Source organism: Nostoc sp., from assembly GCF_036917375.1.
Classification (GTDB): domain Bacteria; phylum Cyanobacteriota; class Cyanobacteriia; order Cyanobacteriales; family Nostocaceae; genus Nostoc.
The window spans coordinates 37615-60505 of sequence record NZ_JBALDN010000086.1 but is presented as its reverse complement, the minus strand read 5'-3'; the positions used below and the strand labels follow the sequence as shown (position 1 = coordinate 60505).

At 37.6% G+C, this 22891-nt stretch carries 19 protein-coding genes and 1 pseudogene; 9 read left to right on the top strand and 11 right to left on the bottom strand.

Annotated elements, in window-relative coordinates:
• Positions 1 to 267 precede the first annotated feature (267 nt).
• Positions 268 to 534 (top strand): annotated as a pseudogene (locus V7K45_RS33060) (ISH3 family transposase); the annotation flags it as partial.
• Between the two features lie 251 nt (positions 535 to 785).
• Here V7K45_RS33060 and V7K45_RS22545 read toward each other — a convergent pair.
• The 8 genes from V7K45_RS22545 to V7K45_RS22510 form a co-directional block, all read right to left on the bottom strand.
• Positions 786 to 1892 (bottom strand): acyltransferase family protein, encoded by a 1107-nt coding sequence (locus tag V7K45_RS22545; RefSeq protein ID WP_335007213.1) that lies wholly within the window; start codon positions 1890 to 1892, stop codon positions 786 to 788.
• Between the two features lie 86 nt (positions 1893 to 1978).
• Positions 1979 to 2158, bottom strand: a complete 180-nt coding sequence (locus tag V7K45_RS22540; RefSeq protein WP_335007218.1) for a glycosyltransferase family 4 protein — start codon at positions 2156 to 2158, stop codon at positions 1979 to 1981.
• Positions 2148 to 3413: a hypothetical protein gene (locus V7K45_RS22535; RefSeq protein WP_335007212.1), complete on the bottom strand. Its 1266-nt coding sequence runs from the start codon at positions 3411 to 3413 to the stop codon at positions 2148 to 2150. The genes V7K45_RS22540 and V7K45_RS22535 overlap by 11 nt, the downstream gene beginning before the upstream one ends.
• A 286-nt stretch (positions 3414 to 3699) precedes the next feature.
• On the bottom strand, positions 3700 to 4743 hold the full coding sequence (locus tag V7K45_RS22530; RefSeq protein ID WP_335007211.1) for a glycoside hydrolase family 5 protein: 1044 nt from the start codon (positions 4741 to 4743) through the stop codon (positions 3700 to 3702).
• Between the two features lie 137 nt (positions 4744 to 4880).
• Complete coding sequence (locus V7K45_RS22525) at positions 4881 to 5771, bottom strand: beta-1,6-N-acetylglucosaminyltransferase (RefSeq protein WP_335007210.1); 891 nt, start codon at positions 5769 to 5771, stop codon at positions 4881 to 4883.
• Positions 5772 to 5928: 157 nt separating this feature from the next.
• On the bottom strand, positions 5929 to 7197 hold the full coding sequence (locus V7K45_RS22520) for a lipopolysaccharide biosynthesis protein (protein ID WP_335007209.1): 1269 nt from the start codon (positions 7195 to 7197) through the stop codon (positions 5929 to 5931).
• A gap of 44 nt (positions 7198 to 7241) precedes the next feature.
• Positions 7242 to 8534, bottom strand: a complete 1293-nt coding sequence (locus V7K45_RS22515) for an O-antigen ligase family protein (protein WP_335007208.1) — start codon at positions 8532 to 8534, stop codon at positions 7242 to 7244.
• Between the two features lie 196 nt (positions 8535 to 8730).
• Positions 8731 to 10146, bottom strand: coding sequence for a GumC family protein (locus tag V7K45_RS22510; RefSeq protein WP_335007207.1), 1416 nt, complete (start codon positions 10144 to 10146; stop codon positions 8731 to 8733).
• A gap of 399 nt (positions 10147 to 10545) precedes the next feature.
• Between V7K45_RS22510 and V7K45_RS22505 the strand changes: the two genes are divergently transcribed.
• The 5 genes from V7K45_RS22505 (at position 10546) to V7K45_RS22485 (ending at position 15224) form a co-directional block, all read left to right on the top strand.
• On the top strand, positions 10546 to 11760 hold the full coding sequence (locus tag V7K45_RS22505; protein WP_335007206.1) for a GAF domain-containing sensor histidine kinase: 1215 nt from the start codon (positions 10546 to 10548) through the stop codon (positions 11758 to 11760).
• 288 nt (positions 11761 to 12048) lie between these two features.
• Complete coding sequence (locus tag V7K45_RS22500) at positions 12049 to 12435, top strand: hypothetical protein (RefSeq protein ID WP_335007205.1); 387 nt, start codon at positions 12049 to 12051, stop codon at positions 12433 to 12435.
• A gap of 55 nt (positions 12436 to 12490) precedes the next feature.
• Entirely contained in the window at positions 12491 to 12661 is a 171-nt protein-coding gene (locus V7K45_RS22495) for a hypothetical protein (protein ID WP_335007204.1), read from the top strand.
• A gap of 381 nt (positions 12662 to 13042) precedes the next feature.
• Complete coding sequence (locus tag V7K45_RS22490; protein WP_335007203.1) at positions 13043 to 14554, top strand: ATP-binding protein; 1512 nt, start codon at positions 13043 to 13045, stop codon at positions 14552 to 14554.
• Complete coding sequence (locus V7K45_RS22485; protein ID WP_335007202.1) at positions 14544 to 15224, top strand: response regulator transcription factor; 681 nt, start codon at positions 14544 to 14546, stop codon at positions 15222 to 15224. Before V7K45_RS22490 ends, V7K45_RS22485 begins: the two co-directional genes overlap by 11 nt.
• Before the next feature lie 2 nt (positions 15225 to 15226).
• Here the strand turns inward: V7K45_RS22485 and V7K45_RS22480 are convergent, their stop codons facing one another.
• Positions 15227 to 15520, bottom strand: a complete 294-nt coding sequence (locus V7K45_RS22480) for a hypothetical protein (RefSeq protein ID WP_335007201.1) — start codon at positions 15518 to 15520, stop codon at positions 15227 to 15229.
• 1002 nt (positions 15521 to 16522) lie between these two features.
• On the opposite strand from V7K45_RS22480, the gene V7K45_RS22475 reads away from it, so the two are divergent.
• Positions 16523 to 17338 carry a WecB/TagA/CpsF family glycosyltransferase gene (locus V7K45_RS22475; RefSeq protein WP_335007200.1) on the top strand — a complete coding sequence of 272 codons (816 nt, stop codon included), beginning with the start codon at positions 16523 to 16525 and terminating at the stop codon, positions 17336 to 17338.
• A gap of 463 nt (positions 17339 to 17801) precedes the next feature.
• On the top strand, positions 17802 to 18461 hold the full coding sequence (locus V7K45_RS22470; protein ID WP_335007217.1) for a sugar transferase: 660 nt from the start codon (positions 17802 to 17804) through the stop codon (positions 18459 to 18461).
• A gap of 651 nt (positions 18462 to 19112) precedes the next feature.
• On the opposite strand, the gene V7K45_RS22465 is transcribed toward V7K45_RS22470, so the two are convergent.
• Positions 19113 to 19910: a hypothetical protein gene (locus V7K45_RS22465; protein WP_292731256.1), complete on the bottom strand. Its 798-nt coding sequence runs from the start codon at positions 19908 to 19910 to the stop codon at positions 19113 to 19115.
• Between the two features lie 372 nt (positions 19911 to 20282).
• Between V7K45_RS22465 and V7K45_RS22460 the strand changes: the two genes are divergently transcribed.
• The gene (locus V7K45_RS22460; protein ID WP_335007199.1) at positions 20283 to 20729 is read left to right on the top strand and encodes a TOBE domain-containing protein; all 447 of its coding nucleotides are present in this window, start codon (positions 20283 to 20285) and stop codon (positions 20727 to 20729) included.
• A 154-nt stretch (positions 20730 to 20883) separates the two neighbouring features.
• Here the strand turns inward: V7K45_RS22460 and shc are convergent, their stop codons facing one another.
• On the bottom strand, positions 20884 to 22800 hold the full coding sequence (gene shc, locus V7K45_RS22455; protein ID WP_335007198.1) for a squalene--hopene cyclase: 1917 nt from the start codon (positions 22798 to 22800) through the stop codon (positions 20884 to 20886).
• Between the last annotated feature and the right edge of the window lie 91 nt (positions 22801 to 22891).

The following is a 22891-nucleotide window of genomic DNA, read 5'->3' as shown; positions in this document are numbered from 1 at the left end:
AAAGCAATTACACCTGAGGTGATTGCTTCTCTCACTTCTTACGACTTTATTCTTGAAGCTTTATTTAGCGCAGCTTCATAAAGAAATGGTATTAGAGGGTTAATTAGCTTGGATATGACTATAACGGAGCCAGTTATAACTGATAGTAAAACCTTGAAAGAAGTAGTTAACTGTTTAACCGAAAATATTCCAATAAAATCTCAAGGTAAGTGTGAACAACAGAATATTTTTGAAATTTTAATTCGGGCAGCTACCCAAAAGGATAGTATTGAAAGCAGCTACCGAATGAAAAATCAGTGCCGGATAAAAACTACTATTAAAAATCCCACTATTCGGCTTCTATTTGTAGCTTTAGCTTTTTTAATTATTAATATATGGATTTATCTAGTATGGCATTATCTGAGCCGATTAAAAAGAAGCACTAGACAAGTTTTTTCTCATCTATTTACCCTCAAACAGATGCTTGAATTTTTACGCCAAGCAGTAGACCGCAACTATGGGCTAGCCTGCGAAATTTACTTGCCATCTGGCTAATTTTGGTTGATTTTTAGGGCTTTTTTATAAGCTAATCTTATCATTTATCTCAGCCTATCAGCACTTCTACATTTTCAAAAAAACGGTATCGTAGACTACTGTTTTTTAGCGATCGCAGAACTTTTCGGTCTACTGAAATTAGATACAGGTTGTAATAAGGCTTTGATTCTTCTCTTACGTTTGGAAGAAATTAGCGTAGCGATCGGTAAAAATAGTTGAACAAGAAACTTAGTATTATCAGGAAACACGTTTTACAGTAGAGGGGGTAGAATAGGACCCTGTTTTTTAGGTTTTCCAATAAGTTGGGGTAAGAATTTATTCAAGAATAAAATACTAGGAACGCATAGTATTAAAGAAAATATTGTAACTAATGAACAAACAATAAAAATTTGAAAATGCCCATTTAATGCTTCTTGTGGAATAGCTCGGACAATCATGGGGTTGAAGATATCGCGGAAAAATCCATTAAGGCCAAGAAGAACTAAAGTATTCCTTCCCAAGAATAGTAAAAAACTGTTTGTGGGTGTTATTTGAGAAAGAAAAATCAGAAAAAATGTTCCTGCCAGTGCTGTTACCAAAAACCAGATTGGATGGCCATGTTGTGAATCTACCATCAAAACTGTGTTAAATTGTTGGTCATATAATCCGTTATTTAAATTAAAGGTTGTCAAGAGAACTATAATGCTCAATATTAAATAAACATATTTAAGCGATGATTGACTTGTGAATTCAAATAATCTGATTTGATTTAGAATAGCCCCTATCAAAAAAAATGGATAAGCTACTAAAGCTTCATGGATATACCAAAAGTTTGGTGCTATGCCTGTTATACGTGATACTAAATCTATTTTCCAAGTTACTATAATCCCTACAATATAAAATATAAGGATAGTTATCGCCTTACTCTTATAGTTATTTATTTTGGGAGCTACCCAAAAATGTATCAATTCTGTTGTAAATAGACAAATTAAAAACCATGTAACAAGACTGATAGTGGCTTCTCCACGAATTAAACCAGCCAGCATTAATAAATCTTCTTTCAAAGAAAATGTATGATTCAATATATTTTTGGGAATCAGAACAATAAGTAACAATAAATTAAATACGACGAATGGAACTATGCGGGTAAAAAATTTGTTTTTTAGAAAAAGTCTAAATTCTTTTATATTGCCTTTATCCAAGAAACCTGAGAGTACGAAGAACAAAGGCATATGGAATGCATATATTAGCTTATTTTGCAGCAAAATTTCCGGATTAGGGCTTTTATCAGAGAACCACAAATGACCGTAAAAAACTAATATCATTGCATAGGCTTTACAGGTATCAATCCAATAAATTCGTGAAGATATTTGTGACATATATACCTTGTTTAACATTGTCTAAAAATACACATAAATCCTAGATTTATGTGTAACATCAACCTAAATATCCAGGGCGAAGGTATCTAAATTAGTCTTGACCAAAACTCCCATGCACCGCAAGCCATTGCCTCAACTGGCGCTACTGGAAAGCCCTCCTGCCGTCTCGGCAGGGTATAAACGTTAGCAGCAGAAAGGTATTGCTGAATTCGGTTGCGATCGCGTACAAATTCATCAGTTCCAGGGCAAGCAACCTTAGGGGCGATTTTTAGGTACTGAAATATTATTTGCTAAACATAGTCCAATCTTCTCAATAGCTAGATCATCGTCTTGTCCCAATTGAATTATGGTTGAAGAGCGATCCTGTCTTTTGAATAGACTGTGTAATACCCAAGCAAAGTTTCCTGAAGTTTTAATGATGATATCAGCGCAAATTATTGCATGAATACTTTCAAATGTATTCTTATCAGACTCACCGACAAGAGTATAAACATTTGAGTACTTAGAAAAAATCTCAAACTCTTTATTTAGTGTTTTCTCCAGATTATTTAATTGCCTATTTTCCTCTTTGCTCAGTTTTATTTCACCTTTAAACATCGCGTGTCTGATATTTTGAAATGTCCTTTCATCACCATCCGACATTACTATTATAGAAAAATTTTCTTCACCGTATCTGGAAAATATTTTCTGTAATAAAGTATCAGCTTTGTCTGTATTATTGGAGTTGGAGTAATTCTCAATTTCCCATTCATCCAAGTCATCTATACTTTCAAAAAATTTAATTCTTGTGCTAAAAACTCCCATTATTTTTTTATTTAGATTGACCAACATCCTATCACCTTTCCTTAGATGTATCACAATTTTTACTGTTTGAGAATTGAAAGGTATATGTAAAGGTCTGTTTTGTCTCGCTTTACAGTAATTTTCAGATAATTGTAATTTAAGTGGTTGAAGCATAATTTCTTCTGGATCTGCACTGTTTAGTAATTCGTCTAAGCGAAAAGCACGACGATCTTCATATAGTTGAGGTCTAAATGCTAAACAGTAGATAATTTTTTTGGTAGATGGAGTTATTTCGGTAATAAATTTCTCAATAGACTCTTTTAGCTGCTCGATATTAGATATCTTATCTTCATAATAAATTTCATCTATAGGTATCTCAATAATTTTAAAGTTAATAAATTTTTTATTACTTATATTCTGCTCCCATTTATCAAGACCAAGGAAATTACTAATTTTATCAGAATATCTATCAATTTGCAGAAATTTGTTAACAGTAGTCTCAATCTTTTTAAGAATCTTTCCTGGAAAATTTAACTCGTATCTTTTCTCATAGGCAAGTGACGTATGTACATAAGTATAATCACATAATTGACCAATTCTATATAGAAGTGATAGCTGCCACAGCATATCTGTCAATCCAGATGTTACCAACTTGACAGTAAAAAATTTTTCTTTTTTATTCTGATTATTGAAGTTGTTATTTGTTTGGATAATGGTGTCGTAAGGTTTCATATTCATAATAAATTCCTACAAATAATTTAGATTTCAGCTTGAATAATCTTAGATCCGATTCCAGAGGTGAGAGTATAAACAGTTGTAAATTCATTGGTTGTTAAATTCAAACAACTGCTATTATACTGTAATCATAGAGGTTAAAAACATGAGATAGGTTAATTATTGTTCCCAAGCAAAAGATAAGATTAGCCAACTCCGCTCCCCCTAACCAACATTGCGAATAAACTAATTTGATAGCTGATTTTTTACTTTATCGATTAGCATTTAATTACCTGACAAAATAATCTATTTATAAAGACTTAAGACCAAGTGCTTGCATCACTTCTTTGTCCTCTAAATTCGGTATAAACCAATTTCCCCAACCAATTCCATAGAACTCAAAAACTTCCTTAACATCTTTTAAATAACGAAGCCTTGAATCTCTTGGAGCTGTCCAAGGTATAACTCCAAATTCATTGCAGATCACCGAAACTCCGTTAGTTTCTGCCCAATCTGCAACTGATGACAAAACATTTAGCAACTTAACTCTGTTCCATGTTTCCTTACCATAATTTTCTACAATCTGTCTAGCTTGAGAGTCTGGAATTTGATTTAGCAAAGGTGCAACTGCTCGTGGAGTTGAAGGGTAAGGTATAGTATTCATAAATTTCAAAGCACTCCATCCCCAAGTTGCTCCTTGATGTGTAAAGATAAACGGTTCGTAAAAGTGAAAGTTATACACCACGTTCTCGTCTTTTGCAATTTGGGTTTTTAGAAGTGCTTGAACATTGTTCCAATCATATATAGTAACTCTTAAGTTAGAACTAGCAATAATTGTGTGATTTGGTGCGCCTGAGCGAATTGCTGGAATTAGTCGCAGCTGAATTTTATTCCAGTCTTGAGACGTTTCTGCCCAAGGCTCATTCATCACTTCTAGAAATACGTTTTCTGGATTTGTACTGCTTAAGTGAGTAGCAAAAGCCTTAAAAAAAGCTAGATACTTTTCAAGTAAAACGGGATCAGAGTACAACTCATACGGGTGATTGAAAGGAGATAGAATAATTCCCAATCCCGTTTTTATGTGCATCTGAATAATGGTATCTAGAGCAGCAAGAGAGTCTTTCTTTAATACACTTGGGTTGCTATCATTAAAAAATTTAGGCAAAACAACTGGTAGTCTAGTATAAGTCAAACCTAAGCTTTTGTACTGTAACAGCGTTGTTTTTGTATAGAACCCATCTGTAAGTTCATGTCCTTGCCAGTGTTCAAGATTAAAACCTTTAGATAATGTGCTTAGTCGGCTGGTTTTGATTGTAGACTTAGACCTATTCGCTGCCTTTACAAAACTGTACATAGGAACTGTAAGCCCTGAGCAGAGGGAAAAAAATCCCAGGCGTAGAAATTGCGATCGCGATAAATTGTGCATAGTAACTGGTGCATATCTCTATTCCTCTCTAACATACAATACTCTTAAGAAAGTAAATATTTTTCCTAACTATTAATAGCTTGTAGTACTATCACATCCAGCATATCTAGAACTTTACTATCTTTTACTGCGTCAAACTTTCTAGCAAAATGAACATCTTGTTGAATTATTTTTGGATAATCTTCAGTTGTGAGTGTGCGTGGATGACCATCTCGACAGTCGTTAGAAAAGTCTATGTAGCGTTTAGAGTTGTTACATAATTTTAAAGATTTGTTGTTAACTAAAACTGTTTGAATAAAAGACTCATCAGGAACACAGGTTTTCTTATAGTAATCAACTAATGTCTTATTGTTATGTGTATATTCATATAAAAATTTAATACATTTTCTAGAAAGAGTTTGGAAGTAAGACCCCACATAGCATAAAAAGTTTTCATTAAAAGGAGGTGAAGTAGCAATAGATCCTAACATTAAACGGTCAAACTTATAAGAAACATTTACAAATGGTTGAACATTATTAATAATGTTTCCCGAACGATTTATTAACTTTTTAAAAAGTGGAGGAACATTTATCGATGGATACCAATATTGATATAAATAGCGTTCACGAGTGTGTTTTATTCCCCATATACTTGGCTCATTAAGTGCATTAAAATAATCTAAAAAACCATCATATTTAGTTTGCTCAAGAAATTTCTCTATTTTCGACAGTGGTTGAATAGGATAATCCTGACCAGATATATTGATTAACCAATCAAATTCAATATAATTGCTAAAAATCCAATCAACAGCATTGAGATAACCTTGAATTATAGAAAAATCTACTCGTCCTCCTATACCACTAATTACCTCAACCTTTGGTAAATTTCTTATATCTGTTACATCTAAATCACAAGCCCTAAAGTCATGACTAATTAATATGTAAGAATTTGGGCTTGACCTTCTAATAGTTTGCACAAGTCTATAAATCTGGTCTGGATTTTTATGAGACTGTATTAGGTATAGAAACTTCATTAACTTTAACCTCCAAATAAAACTTTGCTAGTTAATCAGACATCAATAAATTGCAATAATAAGACTAAAATCTAAGTCGATTTAAACTGTAACTTAGTTTTTAACCTTTAATACTTAAATTTTTGTAATTAGGAAAAACATACCTAATAACCCACAGTGTAAATAAAGGCAAGCAGAGAAAGTGGAGTAATAAAACAGATGTCGCTACCCCAATAGCTTGCCAATGCACTCCAATAAGCAGCGCACAACTAAACAAAGTAGTAAACAATATATTCCAGCGGAAATCTAAATCAGGCCTACCAATAGCCACTAACAACTGAGAGGCAGCATTTGCAAAAGGTCTGGGGATTGCTGATAGACAAACCAATATTAAAATTGGAATTGCAACTACCCATTTTTGACCAAAAACAAGTGGTACATAAAAAGGTGCTAAACTCGATTGTAAAATTACCCAAGGAATAATGATAATGCCAATTGTTTTGAGGGTATGCAAGTAAACTTTTTTAAACTCCAACTTGTCTGCTCGTGCCTCACATAAATGAGGTAATATAGCTGAAGTAACAGCGCCGATTATACTGAGACTAATTCCTAAGCCAGCATTGAAACCAAAGAAGTATATTCCTAACTCTTCAACTCCTAAAAAACGCCCGACTATTAAATAATCTAAGTTGTTTCTCAGTGTTCCTAATAAACGGATACCAAGGAAATTTTTACCAAAGTTAAAAATTTCTTTCCAATGCTTTGTTGTCATTCCTGAACTTGGACGCCAGGTATGATTAACGTAATATATATAAACTCCAATCGGAGCAATCAAAACCCACGGTAGAACAATCGACCACATCCCCATACCGCAAAAAGCAAGTATTGCAGACAATATATAACTACCTGAGGTATAAATAGTGTTATGAAATGCTGTAATTTTAAGTCGATTCTCTCTCTCAATTAGAGTACCTTGTATGGCAGATATAGGCCAAATTAGATAAGGAATTCCTGATACACAAATCGGAAGAATAATCTGATTACTACCATAAAACCAAGAAATTGGAAAAGCTGCAAGGCATTGAATAATAAATATTGCCGGTAAAACTATCCAGGTTAACCAATATGCAGAGTTACATAGCTCTTCTAGCTCTTCTTTATCTGCCTGAATAATCTTTGCACCAATACCTAATTCCGTAAACACCCGTGAAAATTCACCAACTGTCATAACAATCGCTGCCAAACCGTAGTCATAGGCGCTCAAAAAGTGCGCCAAAATGACTGTTATTCCTAAACGGAAGATGCGAGGAATTAGTTCTCCTAAACCCAGCCAGCCAATATTGCGAATAAATCTACTAGATAATTGCTGCTTAAATTTAGTGATTAGCATTAGTTTATGACTATTGAAACAATTACATAGAAAGCAAAATTTATCTAAAAAACTTCCAAGTCTTGACTGAAAACCATATTGTTAGCGTTGACTACTGGCAGTTGATTTTTAAATGCAATTCCTATCATTACAAGACCAGGCCAGAAGAGGTAGGCTAAAATTTCTAGGTTTTCGCCAGATGTATATATAAGCAAGATTAAGCTAATACTCAAACCGACTTTTGCTGTTTCACTTTTTTGAGCTTTAATTAATAGATATAGGATGCTACATACCATAGGAACAGCAAAAGCTAAAAACCCTACAATACCTTTGACGAATAAAAGGCTAGTTATAGTATTGTGGCTACCAATTTTCATAAATTCCACTAAGTGAGGTCCAGGTTGCACAGTTCCATGACCCCAAATAGGAGCCTCTTTCCAACGTTCTAGAGCAATTCTCCATAGGACAGCGCGAACCCGTGTAGAACTTGCACGAGCAGATTTAACTTGGTCGACGAAAGTAGAGAGTGTTTCCAAAATAGTTGGGGCAGTAATAGCGGATAAGAAGGACATAAAACTCATAAAGATTAAGAACATAGGTCGAGAGATGTTTTTTAATGCCCAAGTTGTAACTAAAACTATCGGAAAACATAGCAAGCCAATCCGCGATTTTGAAATGACACACATGACAATGCTGCCAATAATGCCACACCAGCGCCATTTATTGTCCTTTTCCTGTAAAGCTAGGAAAAAATAAACGTTAGCAACAAATCCTAAAGCTGGTCCCCAAGGCGCAAATAAACCCCAACGAGGTAAACCATCATCTGAATCAATTCCGTACAGTATCACCGAAAAAAATTCTTGTCCTGGTCCCCCTACAGCCTTAAGTGGTGAAACATAAAGTATCTGGGGTAGATGCACAACAGAGGCAAAGATACAGATAGGTGTATAAAGCAAGGATTGAAAACAAACTATACAAGCAGCACGATAGAGTAATTGGGGACGAATTGACAAACAGCCAATTAAGGGAAATATAGCCATTAGTGCCCAGCCCTTAGCCCAACCAAAAGATGATTTGATTAGTAGTCCATTATCTAAATCAAAATCTATATGCCCTATAATTAAAGCGACCTCCTCAATGAGCATACCGATTATCCATAGCCAAACAGTCCAAGGAATAACTATCTTTTCATTTTCCGGGGTGGTTTCACTTTGCTCCCATAATTTCTTACCCAGATAAACCAATAGTATCCAAGCTATAGCTGGAGCTAAAATATAAAGGCCTCCAATAAAGTAAAAACCATAAGTACCTATTATAGAGTACCAAATTACGCGTTCTGGGAAGTTATTAGGCTTCATTTATACAATTTAATTGCAAAATAATTTTCACTGTCAAAGTAGAAAACTCTAGCTTTTTAATTGAGTAGCAAATTTATAGAAACTCCTATAAATTATCAATGCATTTGTTTAGATAGAATTCAGTAGCCAACAAGCTAAAAACTTTGACTTTGTATCATTAAATATCTTAAAAATATATAAGTAAAAGTCATTTTATTCATCTTTCATCTCTCGAAATTTTGCGCTTGCGATCGCGCAACCATAACAACGCAAAACCAATGCTTGACAAAATCGAGCCAACAGTTGCACCTAAATAAACATATGATTTTTTTGGCTGAGTAGGACTCTCGGATAAGCTAGGTTGTGCAACAATCTGAATCAGCGGATAAGAGCCAAAAGTATTCGACTTGCCAATGTCCAGTCTGGTGAGGGTTGAAGAAAAGACTGCTTCAGCAACTTGCATATCTCGTTTCAGGGCATCCAACTTAGACTCTTGCTGTGCCAAGTTTTTTAGTCTATTCTCAAGCTGGGCAATCTGTTGCTCTATGGCTTGAGCTTGAGCTGTAAATCCTTTTTGGTCTGTCTGAACTATAACCAATTGTTGCAAAAGAGTCTCTTGAGCTGAATTAGAGGTAGTGCTACTGAGGTTTAATTGCTTTAAGGTTGTCAGACTAACTATTCGTCCTAAAAGAGACTGACTGCGCGTTAGCAGGGCTTTTTGAGCAGCGTCTCGCTTGGCTTTTTCTGCAACTACTGTAGGATGGTTTGATAAAAATTTAGATTCTAAAATAACCAGAGCAGCGCTAGCATCACTATAGTTTTTTAAGTTCTGCTGAAATATTTGGTCTGTTTGAAGAGTAAAAGCATCTGTAACTTGTCCGGCTGATAGTTTTAAATTAGCGGATAATTGTTTTAGACGAGTAGTAGCTTGTTGTTGTTGAGCTATAATTTCCGCTCGTTGTCTACGCAGCTGTTCAATATTTGTTGCCAGATCCTTAATTTGCTCTTCAGAGTTCAAACCTGAACTCGCTTTGTAGTCGGAAAGACGCTTCTGAGCTATTTGCAACTTTTTCTGAGAGGAATTTAGTCCTGTTTGGAAACCTACGTCTCGTTGATTACCTTCTTCATTTCTAAGCTGATTAAGTCTCATTTCCAGAGCTTTATAAAAAGCTAAAGATTTATTCTTAGCTTCTTGGGGACTTGCACCTTTAAACTCAACCGTCATAATAGTCGTATTATCCATTACCTTGAAACGGGGACTGCCAAACTCTTCTAAGGACATATTTACCCGAGCTGCTGCTGCTTTGAGTACAGCTTCGCTTTGAGCAATAAATTTGTAATTTTCTCTTGGGTCTTGAGAAGAACTCGAAGAGTACGGAGACGAGTTTTCATAGTAAGCTTGACCAATACCTGGTAAATTAACATTGGCGTTTGACCCCGCTCCAGGTAAATTAATAGCTGAAGAACTAGTGTAGGTTCGTGGCGTAATCTTTACATAAAATAAAGCTGAAGTCCAAAAAGTGACATTAGTTGCTAAACCTAAAAGTAAGTAAATTGACCAACGCCCTCGGCTTGCTACTGATTTGTTTGATTTACCAGGGGATTCAGAGATTTCTATATAATTATTGGCCATTAAAAATCCTCTAAAGTCAGGAACTGGCTGCGAAATTAAAAAATTTAGATGGGGTTTTGCGATCGCCTAAGTAAACTTCCAGGTTTATACTATATCGGAGCTGAAAACTTTATTAATAAGTCTTGGTAAAGTTTCCTTCTTAAACAGCGATTACAAAACTGTCTAATGGTCAAGATTGTATTGATGTAGACAGCATCCTCTAGAGTTAAATAAAATTATCCACTCAGCTATCCACTTAGCTGTACATAATTTATCATCCTGATTTATAATATCTACTCCCTACAGAATCAATACTTGCCAACATAATGAAAACAGCAAATTTATGGTGATAGAAAGATGACAAAATAAATTTTAGGATTTATCTTTAATATACGCAGATCGTGCTTCACATTCTTTGAAATGAATGAAATTATATTAACTAACAATGAAACTCTTAGGCTCCAAGCCTTGCGCCAATATCAAATTTTAGACACTATTTGTGAAGCTGCCTTCGACGATCTCACTCGTTTAGCAGCACAAATTTGTGGTACTCCCATAGCTTTAATTAGCTTAATTGATGAGTCTCGTCAGTGGTTCAAATCGAAAGTCGGATTAGACACTGAATCAACCTCCCGCGATTTAGCATTCTGTGCTCAGGCAATTTTGCGGCCCCATGAAACTTTGATTATTCCAGATACACAACTCGATCCGCGTTTTGCTACTAACCCATTAGTAACTTCTGACCCCTATATTCGGTTTTATGCTGGTGCGCCGTTAATAACACCGGAAGGATATGCTTTAGGAACACTCTGTGTAATAGACCATGTACCACGACAACTAAACTTAGAACAACTCGGAGCGTTGCAAACGTTGAGTCGTCAAGTCATGGCTCAAATGGAATTAAAGCGTAATTTATACAAGCTACAACGTATAACTAGTGATGAACATAAACAGATTAAATACCTAATTTCTGCACTTTCCCACGATCTACGTACTCCTCTGCTAGCCACTCGTGGTACTTTATATGCTATGTTAGGCGGAGCTTTTGGTTCTGTGAGCGACACTTGGAGAGATGTGCTAGAAGATTGCCGCCAAGCTAACGAAGAACTCTTGAAGTTTGTCGAAATTCTGTTAAATGTATCTCGCTACAAAACCGAAGTTAATAAAAGCTTGAAGTGCGAAATTATTAGCTGGAAAACCATTTTTCTCGAAACCATTATTCGCAGCAATGCTACTCAGAAAGAGAAGTCTGCAATTAAATATAAAATTGCTTCTTCGCTGCCGATTGTATATGGTGATGCTCTTGAGATTCAACAAGTTGTGCAGACCTTACTTGAAAATGCTCTAAAAGTAAATAATCCAGACCAGGAAATTACCCTTGAGGCAGCATTTTTTGGAGTTGAGAAAGTAAAAATATCAGTGCGATACAATAGCTTGGGAATTACTCCTTTAGAAAAGGAAAGCCTTTTTAATAGCTTTATTCAAGGACGTGGCCGGAATAACATAGATAAGCTAGGTCTCTACTTATGCCTTCAAATTGTGGAGGCTCACAAAGGCACTATCAATGTGGAAAGTACCGCCGATGAGGGTACTACATTTTGGTTTACCCTACCTGTCGCCTTATTAAAAAGCTAGATACCAAAGCGAGAGAAGATATAGAAAATTAGTTTAAGCAGGTTCTGATTGTAGCACGCATCCGCCAATATTTTACTTTGATAATTGTAGTTATATATTGCAGTTATCTGTATTAATCTGTACCTACTAAAAGCTTGAGCGATAAAGCTACATTATTTTTATTGGCTTTTATCGCTAAATACAAGAATTTGGTTTTAATACTGAGTGATTTCAATATATCATTTCTTTTTATGATTTTTTATGTAAATATGTAAACTTACTTTATACTCTTGAGCTTAGTTAATCGGTATGAGCGATCGCCGTTTCTGGAGGCTGTTAGGGAAAACAACTTGTATTGCTATAGCTGCGCTGGCTATTGTCGTCACATTTACACCCTTTAAGCTTGCTTGCAGTGCTACATCAGACTATCAGTGGGCTAATGTCTCTATCGGAGGAGGTGGTTTTGTTACAGGCATTTATTTGCATCCACTAGAGCGAGATTTAGCCTATATCAAAACCGATAATGGTGGCTTTTATCGTTGGAATTCAAAAGATTATAAATGGATTCCGCTAACAGACAAATTTAGGTTACAACAGAGCAATTATTATGGGGGAGAAGCCTTAGCACTCGATCCAAATAACCCAAATATTGTATACATAGCAGCAGGTAAATACACTGCTAATTGGGCTGGATAAAGCACAGAAGGAAAGCAAAATTCCTGCACTGTATTTGTATGGGGAAATTGCTGGTATGGGCGAAGGAGTTTTTCGCTCTCTAGACAGAGGAAAAACATGGATAAACATTGCCTTTTTACACCAGCCTATAGGTAATGAGCCTAATGTAATGGAGGCTAGCTGGCAGCAATTCGGACTAGTCTTTATTGGCACTAACGGTAGGAGAATATACTATGGAACACCGTAAAAATACGTTTGTTTTAAATTTAACTTATAAATAATCTCTAATATCAATATAAATTTCCCAGTGTGGGAAGTATGAAATCTCGTCTAAAAAAAATTTAATTTGTGTGTATCATGTTAAAATCCGCGAAAAGAATATTATAATTTTTGCTCCATTATTTAATACAATTGAGTTGTTAATACTGAAATTATCAGAAATAAAGGATATTTATATGTAATATATGATATGAACAGTTAACGCTTTTGAATAACAATATTGAAAGTTTAATACCAGCAAAGCTGTTGCAGTTCTAGAATATAGAATTTTAATCAGTATGCTAGGTAACTGTAATTAAGGTGGTGGAGATATTAGATAGTGATAGCTATTAGCTTGATACCTTTCTTAATGCATTCATCTAGAAAAGGTAATTTTTTAACTCCTCTCCATACTAGTGTTTTCGTACTAGTGCTATTTTTATTTGGACAGCAAGTCTTCAACCTCTTGATAGCACACCTAAATTATGAAGCATGCGATCGGGTTACCCATGCTTTATTGGTAGAGCGAGAAGGAGAAAATCTACTCAATGCTGTGATAGATAATGAAGAAAAAGGTTTGCTAGAAAATTCCATTCAGGGACGAACTAATCCTATAAATTATGGTGATAAAAAGCCCAGCTTTCACAACAGCTTCAACGATCTGTATAATCTGGTACAAGACAACCCTGCTCAAATAAAGCAACTCGATAAAATTAAATATATCTATAACCAGTGGCAAAAGGAGTTGAAGCAAAAAGCGCATTCTGGTTCTGTCAGCAACTCTGCTTTGGCAAAAAGGACTTTATCTGATTCCTTGTACAACGAGATTAAGAAATTTATTCAGCGCGAAGAGATGCTTTTGAGGGTTCGGAAAAATTATGTAGAGTACTTGAATCATATTAACACTGCGATAAACATTTTCAGCACATTAATCATTTTGTTAGGAGCGATTTTAAATCTCCAATTGTTGTATAGGCGAGTCAAGCTTCCATTAAACAAATTGACACAAGTTTGTGAACTTTGGCAAGCGGGACAAATGGAAGTGCAACTCTGCCATTCTTCTATAGATGAGATCGGGCAACTAGCTGGGGTTCTTAACGCGATGGCTGATAAGACTCGTCACCGTCAAGAAAGCATTGAGGGGCGCAACCAGCAGCTTGAAGACATGATATCTGCACTTTCTCATGACCTACGTATTCCTTTACTTGCCACTCGCAACACTTTAGACTGTATGAGCAGAGGAGCTTTTGGCCCAGTAAATGACACTTGGAAGGAAGTATTTGAAGAGTACCGTGAAGCTAATGAGGATCTGCTTAAGCTTGTGGAACTTCTCTTAGATATCTCCCGTTATGAAGCACGCAGCGCTTGTTTAGCCTGCGATATCCTGAATTGGGAAAAGATTTTAGTTAAAGTAATTGGTCAGGTAAAAGCAACATCTAAACGTGAGTTAGCCTTCTTTTGTAAAATTTCTCAATTCCTGCCAACTGTCTATGGCGATGAATTAGAAATTCAACGGGTTTTACAAAACTTACTTGATAACGCTGTGCGGGTAAGTAAGCCCAAAGGGGAAATTGTTTTTGAGATAACACCTTTTAAAGAAGACCAAGTGAAGATTTCGGTGCGTGATTACGGTTCAGGAATTGCACCCCAAGCTCAGGAAAAGCTGTTCCACCGCTTTATTCAAGGACGAGGGCATCGTGGAAGAAGTGGGCTTGGTCTGTACTTATGTCGTCAAATTATTGAGGCTCACGGAGGAATCATTGGTGTAGAAAGTTCTCTTGGAGAGGGAAGTACTTTCTGGTTTACTCTCCCAAGTGCCATAAATAACGTTGATTGCAACGACGAACAGAATATAACCAGATGTAGCAAGAATGATGACTAACATTGACGAAGAGAAAATTGTGCGGGTTCTATTAGTTGACGATCACGCTTTAATCCGCCGAGGGATGAAAGGGCAATTTAGCCTAGAACCTGGTTTTAGTATAGTTGGAGAGGCATTGGACGGTGGACAGGCTGTTGAATTAGCTAGCCAACTCCAACCAGATGTAGTTTTAATGGATATCGATCTACCAGTTATGGATGGGATTACAGCCACCCAGCAAATAAAAAGTAACTGCTTGACTACTTGTGTTCTAGCCTTAAGTGCCTTCGATGACGATATCCAGGTCATGGGAATGCTTGCAGCTGGTGCTGATGGTTACTGCCTTAAAACTATTGAATGGGAACAGCTCATCGCCGTCATTCAATTGATACTTCAAGGTGGTGCTTATTTAGATCCTCTAATCGCTCAAAAAGTTGCTCGGATGCTTAGGTCAACCGCTGTCGCTCCCGATGTTCCTGTATCTCAGGTAATAGCGCAACCTATTCTCAGTAGTCGTGAACGCGAGATTCTTAAACTGATTGCACAAGGGCGCTCAAACCAGCAGATTGCAAACCAACTCTACCTTTCACTCGGAACCGTCAAGTCTTATGTACGTATGGTTCTCAACAAACTTAGCGTTGACGATCGCGTTCAAGCAGCAGCTTTAGCCGTACGCCAAGGGTTGATTTAAGCTTATAGGAATTTATGTAAACAATCAGATAATTCTGTAAAAGTGGTAGCCAGTGGTGAGATGTTATTCACGAGTTGTTCTGACCACAAAATATAAGGCTGAAGTAGTTGATGCTGGAATCGATCGGGTATGGGTAGACATAACACCAATACATGAGGTTCAAACAAAGCGATCTCTTCCGGCGTGGGAATACAATAATATGGAAAAACTTCTGCATTTTGTTTTAGGCAATGACTGCTGACCCGCTGCACGGTCATGACATTGTTACCAATAACCATAATTCGGTGTCTTTTCATATATTTAGACTTATCTGCAAATAGGAAATTCCTACTAGACAATGGTTTTAGCGATTGTAAAGCAAGTGCGATGGTGTAACCGCCTAGCATAGCCGATCGTCAGCGTTGAATGGACGTAACAATAATCCTTTGGCCGAATAAGTTGAGCTAAGTCATCAGTTAAGAGCAAAAAGATAGAAAGGAAGAAAGATTTATTTTTTCCCAGAAAGGCTCAAGTCATTCACAGATAAAAAGCATGAAGCAATTAAATTGCAATCTGACAACTCTACAGACTGCCATTATTACCTGAATATAGAAATGACGAGATAAACAAAACTTCTCACTCGCTACTGGAAATATTTTCACTCAACATATCATCTGTTCAACACCAATTCTGCGTGGCAATATTTGTTTGTTATCTTATTTCTGTAGTTGTCAAAGCTCTGATTTTTTTGGTTTTTTATGTGCTGTAGTCAGCCGATCGGTGTTAAAAAAACAAGCTATGTTAAGAGATGTAAATTGAACAAATAGCTTAAAAATTGGTTATTGTACAGTTTTAAAAAAATTAAACATACATTTGTTTTGTTGTGCCTACTTATCTTATTATGAAATTTAGACTATCTGTACGCTACAGCCAAACGGATAGTTAGCTGGATAATTTTATTCCTCATCAGGATACTGCATAAAAAATAATTTAAGTAGCCATCAGATAGTATTTTGCATCGGTATTTGCGTACGAAAGTATACGTAGGCTTCACAAAGTTTTTACTAAACCTTGTGAATAAACTCTCAATTCGGATCAAAGCTTTTATGGTACTTACACATTAAACAGTTAAGTATCTCAAAAGCCCTGACAGATCAAACATTTCAGTTTTGTTGCAGGTAATGTTTACTTATCAGCAGCCAAAATCTGTTGTGTCAATTAATGTATAACCTGTCAGTAAATTTCCGGGGGAGCAGAAAATATGGGCAATGCTCTGAATTCTACTATTTTGCAACTCCAGATGGCGAGCATTAAGTTATATGGCAGACCGAGTTAGTTTTCTTAATACCGAGTTTGATCGTATGCCTTTATACGAGGCAATTGAACTATTACTGGCGCAGTTGCTGAAGCGGCAGGGTGGTCGAGTGTATTATGCTAACGCCCACACGATGGTAACTGCTGCCAAAAACCCAGCATTGGCAAAGGCGTTAGAGCAGAGTGATTTGTTGTTGGCAGATGGGAGCGGAGTTCGTTGGGGTAGCGCTTTGTTGGGTACACCATTAGTGCATAATCTCAATGGCACTGATTTAGTTCCGGCTTTATGCAAAGAAGGGGCAGCAAAAGGTTTATCAGTCTATTTTTTAGGTGGTAAGCCGGGTGTAGCTGAAGAAGCGGCAGCTAACCTCAAGAAAGCCTATTCTGGGTTGATAATTGCCGGAACTCAGGACGGCTATTTTCCTGAATCACAAACGCAGCAAGTATTAGAATCTATTCGGATAGCCCGCCCCCACCTGCTGTTAGTGGCGATGGGCGTACCCCTACAGGAAATTTGGATTAACCAATACGCTAGCCAATTGCCTCGTATCACTTGTATGGGTGTAGGGGGTCTGTTCGATTTTATGGCTGAACGCGTGACCCGTGCCCCCTATCCAATTCGCTCTGTTGGTATGGAGTGGCTGTGGCGACTGGCAATGGAACCGACTCGACTTTGGCAGCGCTATCTTCTAGGCAACTTTATCTTTTTACGTTTAGTACTAACCTACGCGCTTGCTCGACGCCAAAGTGAAGAACAAAGTAGCCAAATCACATTAGCAGCACAAAATAAGTCTGGATTTAAAAACGATTTGAACTTTTAATTCATCACCAAGACTGATTAAAAGTTGCTTGTAACACTACTCTTTGGGTGATTCATCTAGTCAAAGTAAATTTTAGAGATAATTCAGATTCAGGCTTAACCCTTTACTTAAGAGGGTTTTGTCTAGGCATTTAAGTGCCTGTAATTCGGTAATTTGCAAGTACCTGTTCGGACAATCTTTGAACTGACTCAGATGGATTCAGTGTTTGAAATTTATGAGAATTATGACGCCGTTGTAACGATGTTGAATGCTTAAACATGAAGTATTGATCGCTACCGTCATGGCAAATATCTAAAAGAACAGATTGACTGGTAACATATTTACTTGCTTAACCTATTAGAAAATCTTATTCCCGTTTTTACAAATTATTGAAACAAGTAAATCTACAGACGCTCGAGTTTATCAATTTACTACTGAAACTGCAATTACCATGTCTAATACCTTTACTCCCCGTCCTTTTGATATGCAAGTTTTAGATGATGCCCATACTCTTCCTAAAGTTAAAGTTCCAGTTCATCCTTCTGTAATCAGTAAAGCCAAGCGAATGATTGACATCTTGGGTGCTGTTATTGGACTATCGATTACAGTATTCGTAGCAATTCCTGTTGCGATCGCTATTAAGTTAGATAGCCCAGGTTCTATATTTTACAGTCAAATTCGCTGTGGTTTGAATGGGCGTCACTTCCGAATTTGGAAATTCCGTTCGATGTCAGTTGGAGCCGACCAACTTAAGCATCTAGTTAAGAATGAAGCTGAAAGCGATCAAATATTCAAAAATGAGAATGATCCCCGCATTACCAGTGTAGGAAGGTTTCTCCGTCGCACTAGCTTAGATGAACTCCCTCAGTTTTGGAACGTGCTGCTGGGGGAAATGAGTCTAGTCGGCACCCGCCCTCCCACTCCTAATGAAGTGATACACTACTCAAAGCACCACTGGGAACGGTTGAATGTCAAGCCGGGTATCACTGGTGAATGGCAGGCTCATGGTCGCTCCAGTATTAAAGACTTTGAAGATATTGTTCACATGGACTTAGACTATCAACGTAAGTGGTCTATCATTTATGATATTAGTCTAATCTTGAAAACTTTAAAAGTTGTGTCAAATAAGAGCGGTGCTTGCTAATCTACAGTTGATAGAAAAACAGTTATAAGTTCGCTCAAAAATAAGCTTGCAATAGTTGCTCTAAAATTACGTAGCTAAACGCGAGTGTGTCTCGTAGAGAAACCCGTCGTAGACATCGCAGATTGAAGTATTGTCTCTGACTCAATTAGATGATTTTAGAGGTTGTTTGAAAAATGTTTTGTTATGACGTTAGGTACTTGTAGATCCCCTCTCACCCACCTTAAAAAGCTGGGTGGTTTCATACGAAAAAAGAAAAAGATATAAGTCTTGATTTCTCGTGAAAGTGGCATGGTTTGTTCCCTCACTTCCATTCCTCTCCCCCACAGGGGAAAGGCTTTGAAACCCACGGTGAAATTGAAAAAGTAAAACCAAGACCTCATATAGGACAATACACTTGGATTAAAAGTTATTGGTGAAAATAATTGGTCTTCCAAGACGCGATTTATCGCATCTCTACATAAGGGTTTTGTTGCGCTTATCTGAACTGTATTGCCATATAGATTTTAGGATTAGCGTTCGTGTAACAACTCCACAGGAGTATTGCGTTGTCAAAAAAATGGATAAAGTCGACCTAAGTGAGGTGCTATTAGATTTATCCACAGCAGCGGATTTGATCGGCTAATTCAATAATGTTAAAAAAATCTGACTAATTTACTCAACTTCCTCACAATGAATTAACAGCTTTTCCATCGCTTCTGCTAAAGAAATCAATTCTGTCCAAGAGGAACCACTAACTAAATTTTGGGCGTGAGCTAATCGGTTTCGCAACTGTTCAGCAGACTTGAGGAAACGTTCGCCAAACCGTTTTGATTTTAGTCCTAGTTGCTGGAGAAGTTCTGGTTGATTTAAAATCAACTCTCGCTTATCGCAGAATTGTAGATAATCTAATAAATCGGTGGCTTCGTTTCTTTCCTGACTCTCTCGCCATAATCGTTGAGCAACTTCTAAGCGCTCAGGTTTAAGGACTTTTTGCCAAGAATCTTGAGGATAGTAAATCCGTACTAGCCGCAGCAAATTCATTTCTAGCAGCGTTACTAAGCCAAATAGTAACATTCGCACCGGTGCTTTCTGCAAGTCACCACAGGTAACAATACCACTTACCTGATTGCAATCCAAGACAAACAATCGCGGAGTTTGTTGCAAAATGGGTAGCAACTTGATCAGTGGGGTGGAAATGGCAATTAGTTCTTTGGGATGAAACACCCGTTGATAGTCGCTACATTTACCTTTTTTGCCTGGGATCAAACTAGAGCGTTCTACATAACCGCTAATAATATCTCCCGTCTCCACGCCGATAACATCAAAATTTTGTGCTTGCATCCAATGCAGCACTTCTTTCGCCTCCGCATCAGCTGGCATAGCTTTTAGGGGTTCTGCCACGTATTCAATGGTGATATTGTTCTCAAATAAACTCCGCAGGTCTTGAGAACGTGATTTTAGGTGTTTCATCCCCTGGCTGTGAACTCACGTTAAATAATCCTACGGCACTAACGCGATGTCTGCGACGGGCTACGCCTACGCCAGTGGAATTTTCTGTTAGATTATCCTTGCGTAAGCGTAGCTACCCCAACAAATACCATAGACTAATGTTATACCATCTTAGTTGGTATCATTTTAGTGATGATTTAGACAATCTCAAGTAACAAAATATTTCGCATCTAGAAAAAAATAAATATATATGTAGTTAACTATATGAGAATAGTTGATTAATTGCGGTAAAAATGCCGAAAATACCGACAAAAAAATGTTATTACTAAAACGACGTATCGAATTGATACTTGGTAGAATCTTACCAAGATAACCAAAATTAATAATATTATTATGCCAAGAAAAGAACAAGGATGGGTTACATTTCAAACCTCGGAGGACGAGCGGAAGATTCTAGAAGAGTTCTGCGAACAGTCTCAACGCACTAAGACTGAGATTCTGCGGGAACTCGTGCGTAGTCTCACTCAGCAAACCTTAGCACCAATATCACCACCAACTCAACAGGAACAACAGGAAGATATCTATTACACTCAAAAGCCTAACATAGAAAGTAGTATTCAAAAGAAACCACTAAAAGTTAGCTCTCGCAATATTCTTAAAGGTGTGGTTAAACGAGTTGTTTATGGAGCAGTTAATAGTGAGGTTACTTTGGAAATTGTTCACAAAGTAGAATTAACTTCGATTATCACCAGAGCTTCCGCAGAAGAGTTGGAATTATCTGAGGGAAAAGAAGCTTATGCAGTTATTAAATCTAACGATATTGTCATTGCTAGAGAATAGAAATACGTTGATTTTGGGCATTAAATATTAATAGAATAAACTTTCTTTAGTTGAGTAAATATAGTAGATGCGATCGCTTATGTAATAACTGTTTTCGTATCAATGGAATGCACGATAAGGTAGCATAGGTGTGCTACCTTACTAAAAACGAATATTAACCTTCTTTAATCGCTGCTTGATAGCGACCTAATGCGATTAAAGGAAAGTATTGTTGATACAGATGATACTTAAGATAAAAATGGCAAGGGAAGCCAGTACCTGTAAAGTCCGCCTCAAACCAAGTACCATCTGGCTTTTGAGTTGTCACCAGATAGTCAATTCCCCGCTCGATCGCATCAAGAGCTAATTTACCTGTTGCTTCACCTGCGGCCAAAAGGCCAATTAAAGCCCAAGCAGTTTGAGATGCAGTACTATTTCCTTTTCCTTTGAGACTGGGATCGTTGTAGCTGCGGCAAGTCTCGCCCCAACCACCATCTGGATTTTGACATCCAACTAACCAACCTGCTCCCCGTTCTATACTGAGTTTATGCCTTTGGGGATCGATTAACGCCAAAGCTGATAAAACGCCACTGGTGCCGTAGATATAATTTACACCCCAACGCCCAAACCAACAGCCTTCGGTTTCTTGTTCGCGCAAAAGATAAGTAAGCGATCGCTCTAAATTATCACTATCAATTGACAAATCACAAGCACCCAGCATTTCTAGTACCCTAGCCGTAACATCTGCGGTATTTGGATCGATCATCGCTTTCAAATCACCATAAGGGATCGAGTTAAGCCAATCTCGATCGTTATCCAAATCAAAAGCAGCCCACCCACCAGGTTTACATTGCATAGATGCAATCCAGTTTAAGGCACGAGCGATCGCAGCCTGCTTGATTTTTTCATTAGGAAGTTTCGCCAAATGTAATGCCATCACCACCACCGCCGAGTCGTCTACATCGGGATAAAAGCGATTCTCAAACTCAAACGCCCAAGCCCCTGGTTTTCCCTGACGATTTTTGACAGCCCAATCTCCGTAATCTAAAATTTGTTTTTGCAACAACCATTCTCCAGCCTTTACTACAGCTGGATGATCTGGTGCAAAACCAGATTCTACTAACGCACGCATTGCCCAAGCTGTATCCCAAACGGGTGAAATACAAGGCTGTATTCGGTAGCTATCCTCGGTTTCAATGGCAAAGTTATCAATTGCTTGCAAACCTCGTTCTACAATGGGATCGTTTCGGTCATAATCCAGACAGCGCAAAGCTAGCATTGAATTCAACATCGCCGGAATAATGCCGCCCCAGTCACCTGTAGCTTCTTGGCGCTCTAAAATCCATTTCTCGGCGGCTTTGATGCCTTCTTCACGAAAGGGTACTAGATTAAGGTTTTCTGCCAATTTAAACCCCCGATCGAGGGTGAGGAATAAATCTGTCCAATCGCCACTTTCAGGTAATTCCCACCGGACTCGATCGATACCTTCAACATACAGTTCATCTAAGTTGATAGCTGAATCGGTACGAAAAACAGGTTTGCGATCGCATACAATCAGCAACGGCACTGTGCTGGAACGCGCCCAGCTAGACATCTCATAAATATTGACAGGGAAAGCTTTTGGCAACAGCATTATCCAAGGTGGTAGTGAGGGAATACCGTGCCAGTTGTAGCAGCCAATCAAGGCTAGGTGTAACTTGGTAAAAATCCGAGTTTTACTGATACCACCGCGTTGTAGAATAAACTTTCGCGCCCGAACCATCGCCGGATCGGTTGCTGGTACACCTAGCAGCCTCAGCGCCATATAGGCTTCAACCGAGGTGCTAAGTTCTCCGCCATCACCGTAATAAAGTTCCCAGCCGCCATGCTGCCGTTGCTCTTGACGCAGATATGCTTCAACTTTATGTAAAGGTCTTGTTTGGTCTGTTCCCCAAATTTTATGCAGGAGGACGACTTCAGCAGTGATGGTGACGTTAGATTCTAACTCTGCCCACCAGTAACCTGCCAGATTTTGAATCGAAAGCAAATATTGTTGACTGGCTGCGATCGCATCTGCGACTTGATTGACTTTTACCCTGTCTTGTGTTTGCATCAAATCCTATTTAACCTCAACACCCAACCTAGTTATGAACGCGGTATTACAGCGAAAAATTTTTTTTCCTGTATGAATAGACATAGTATTC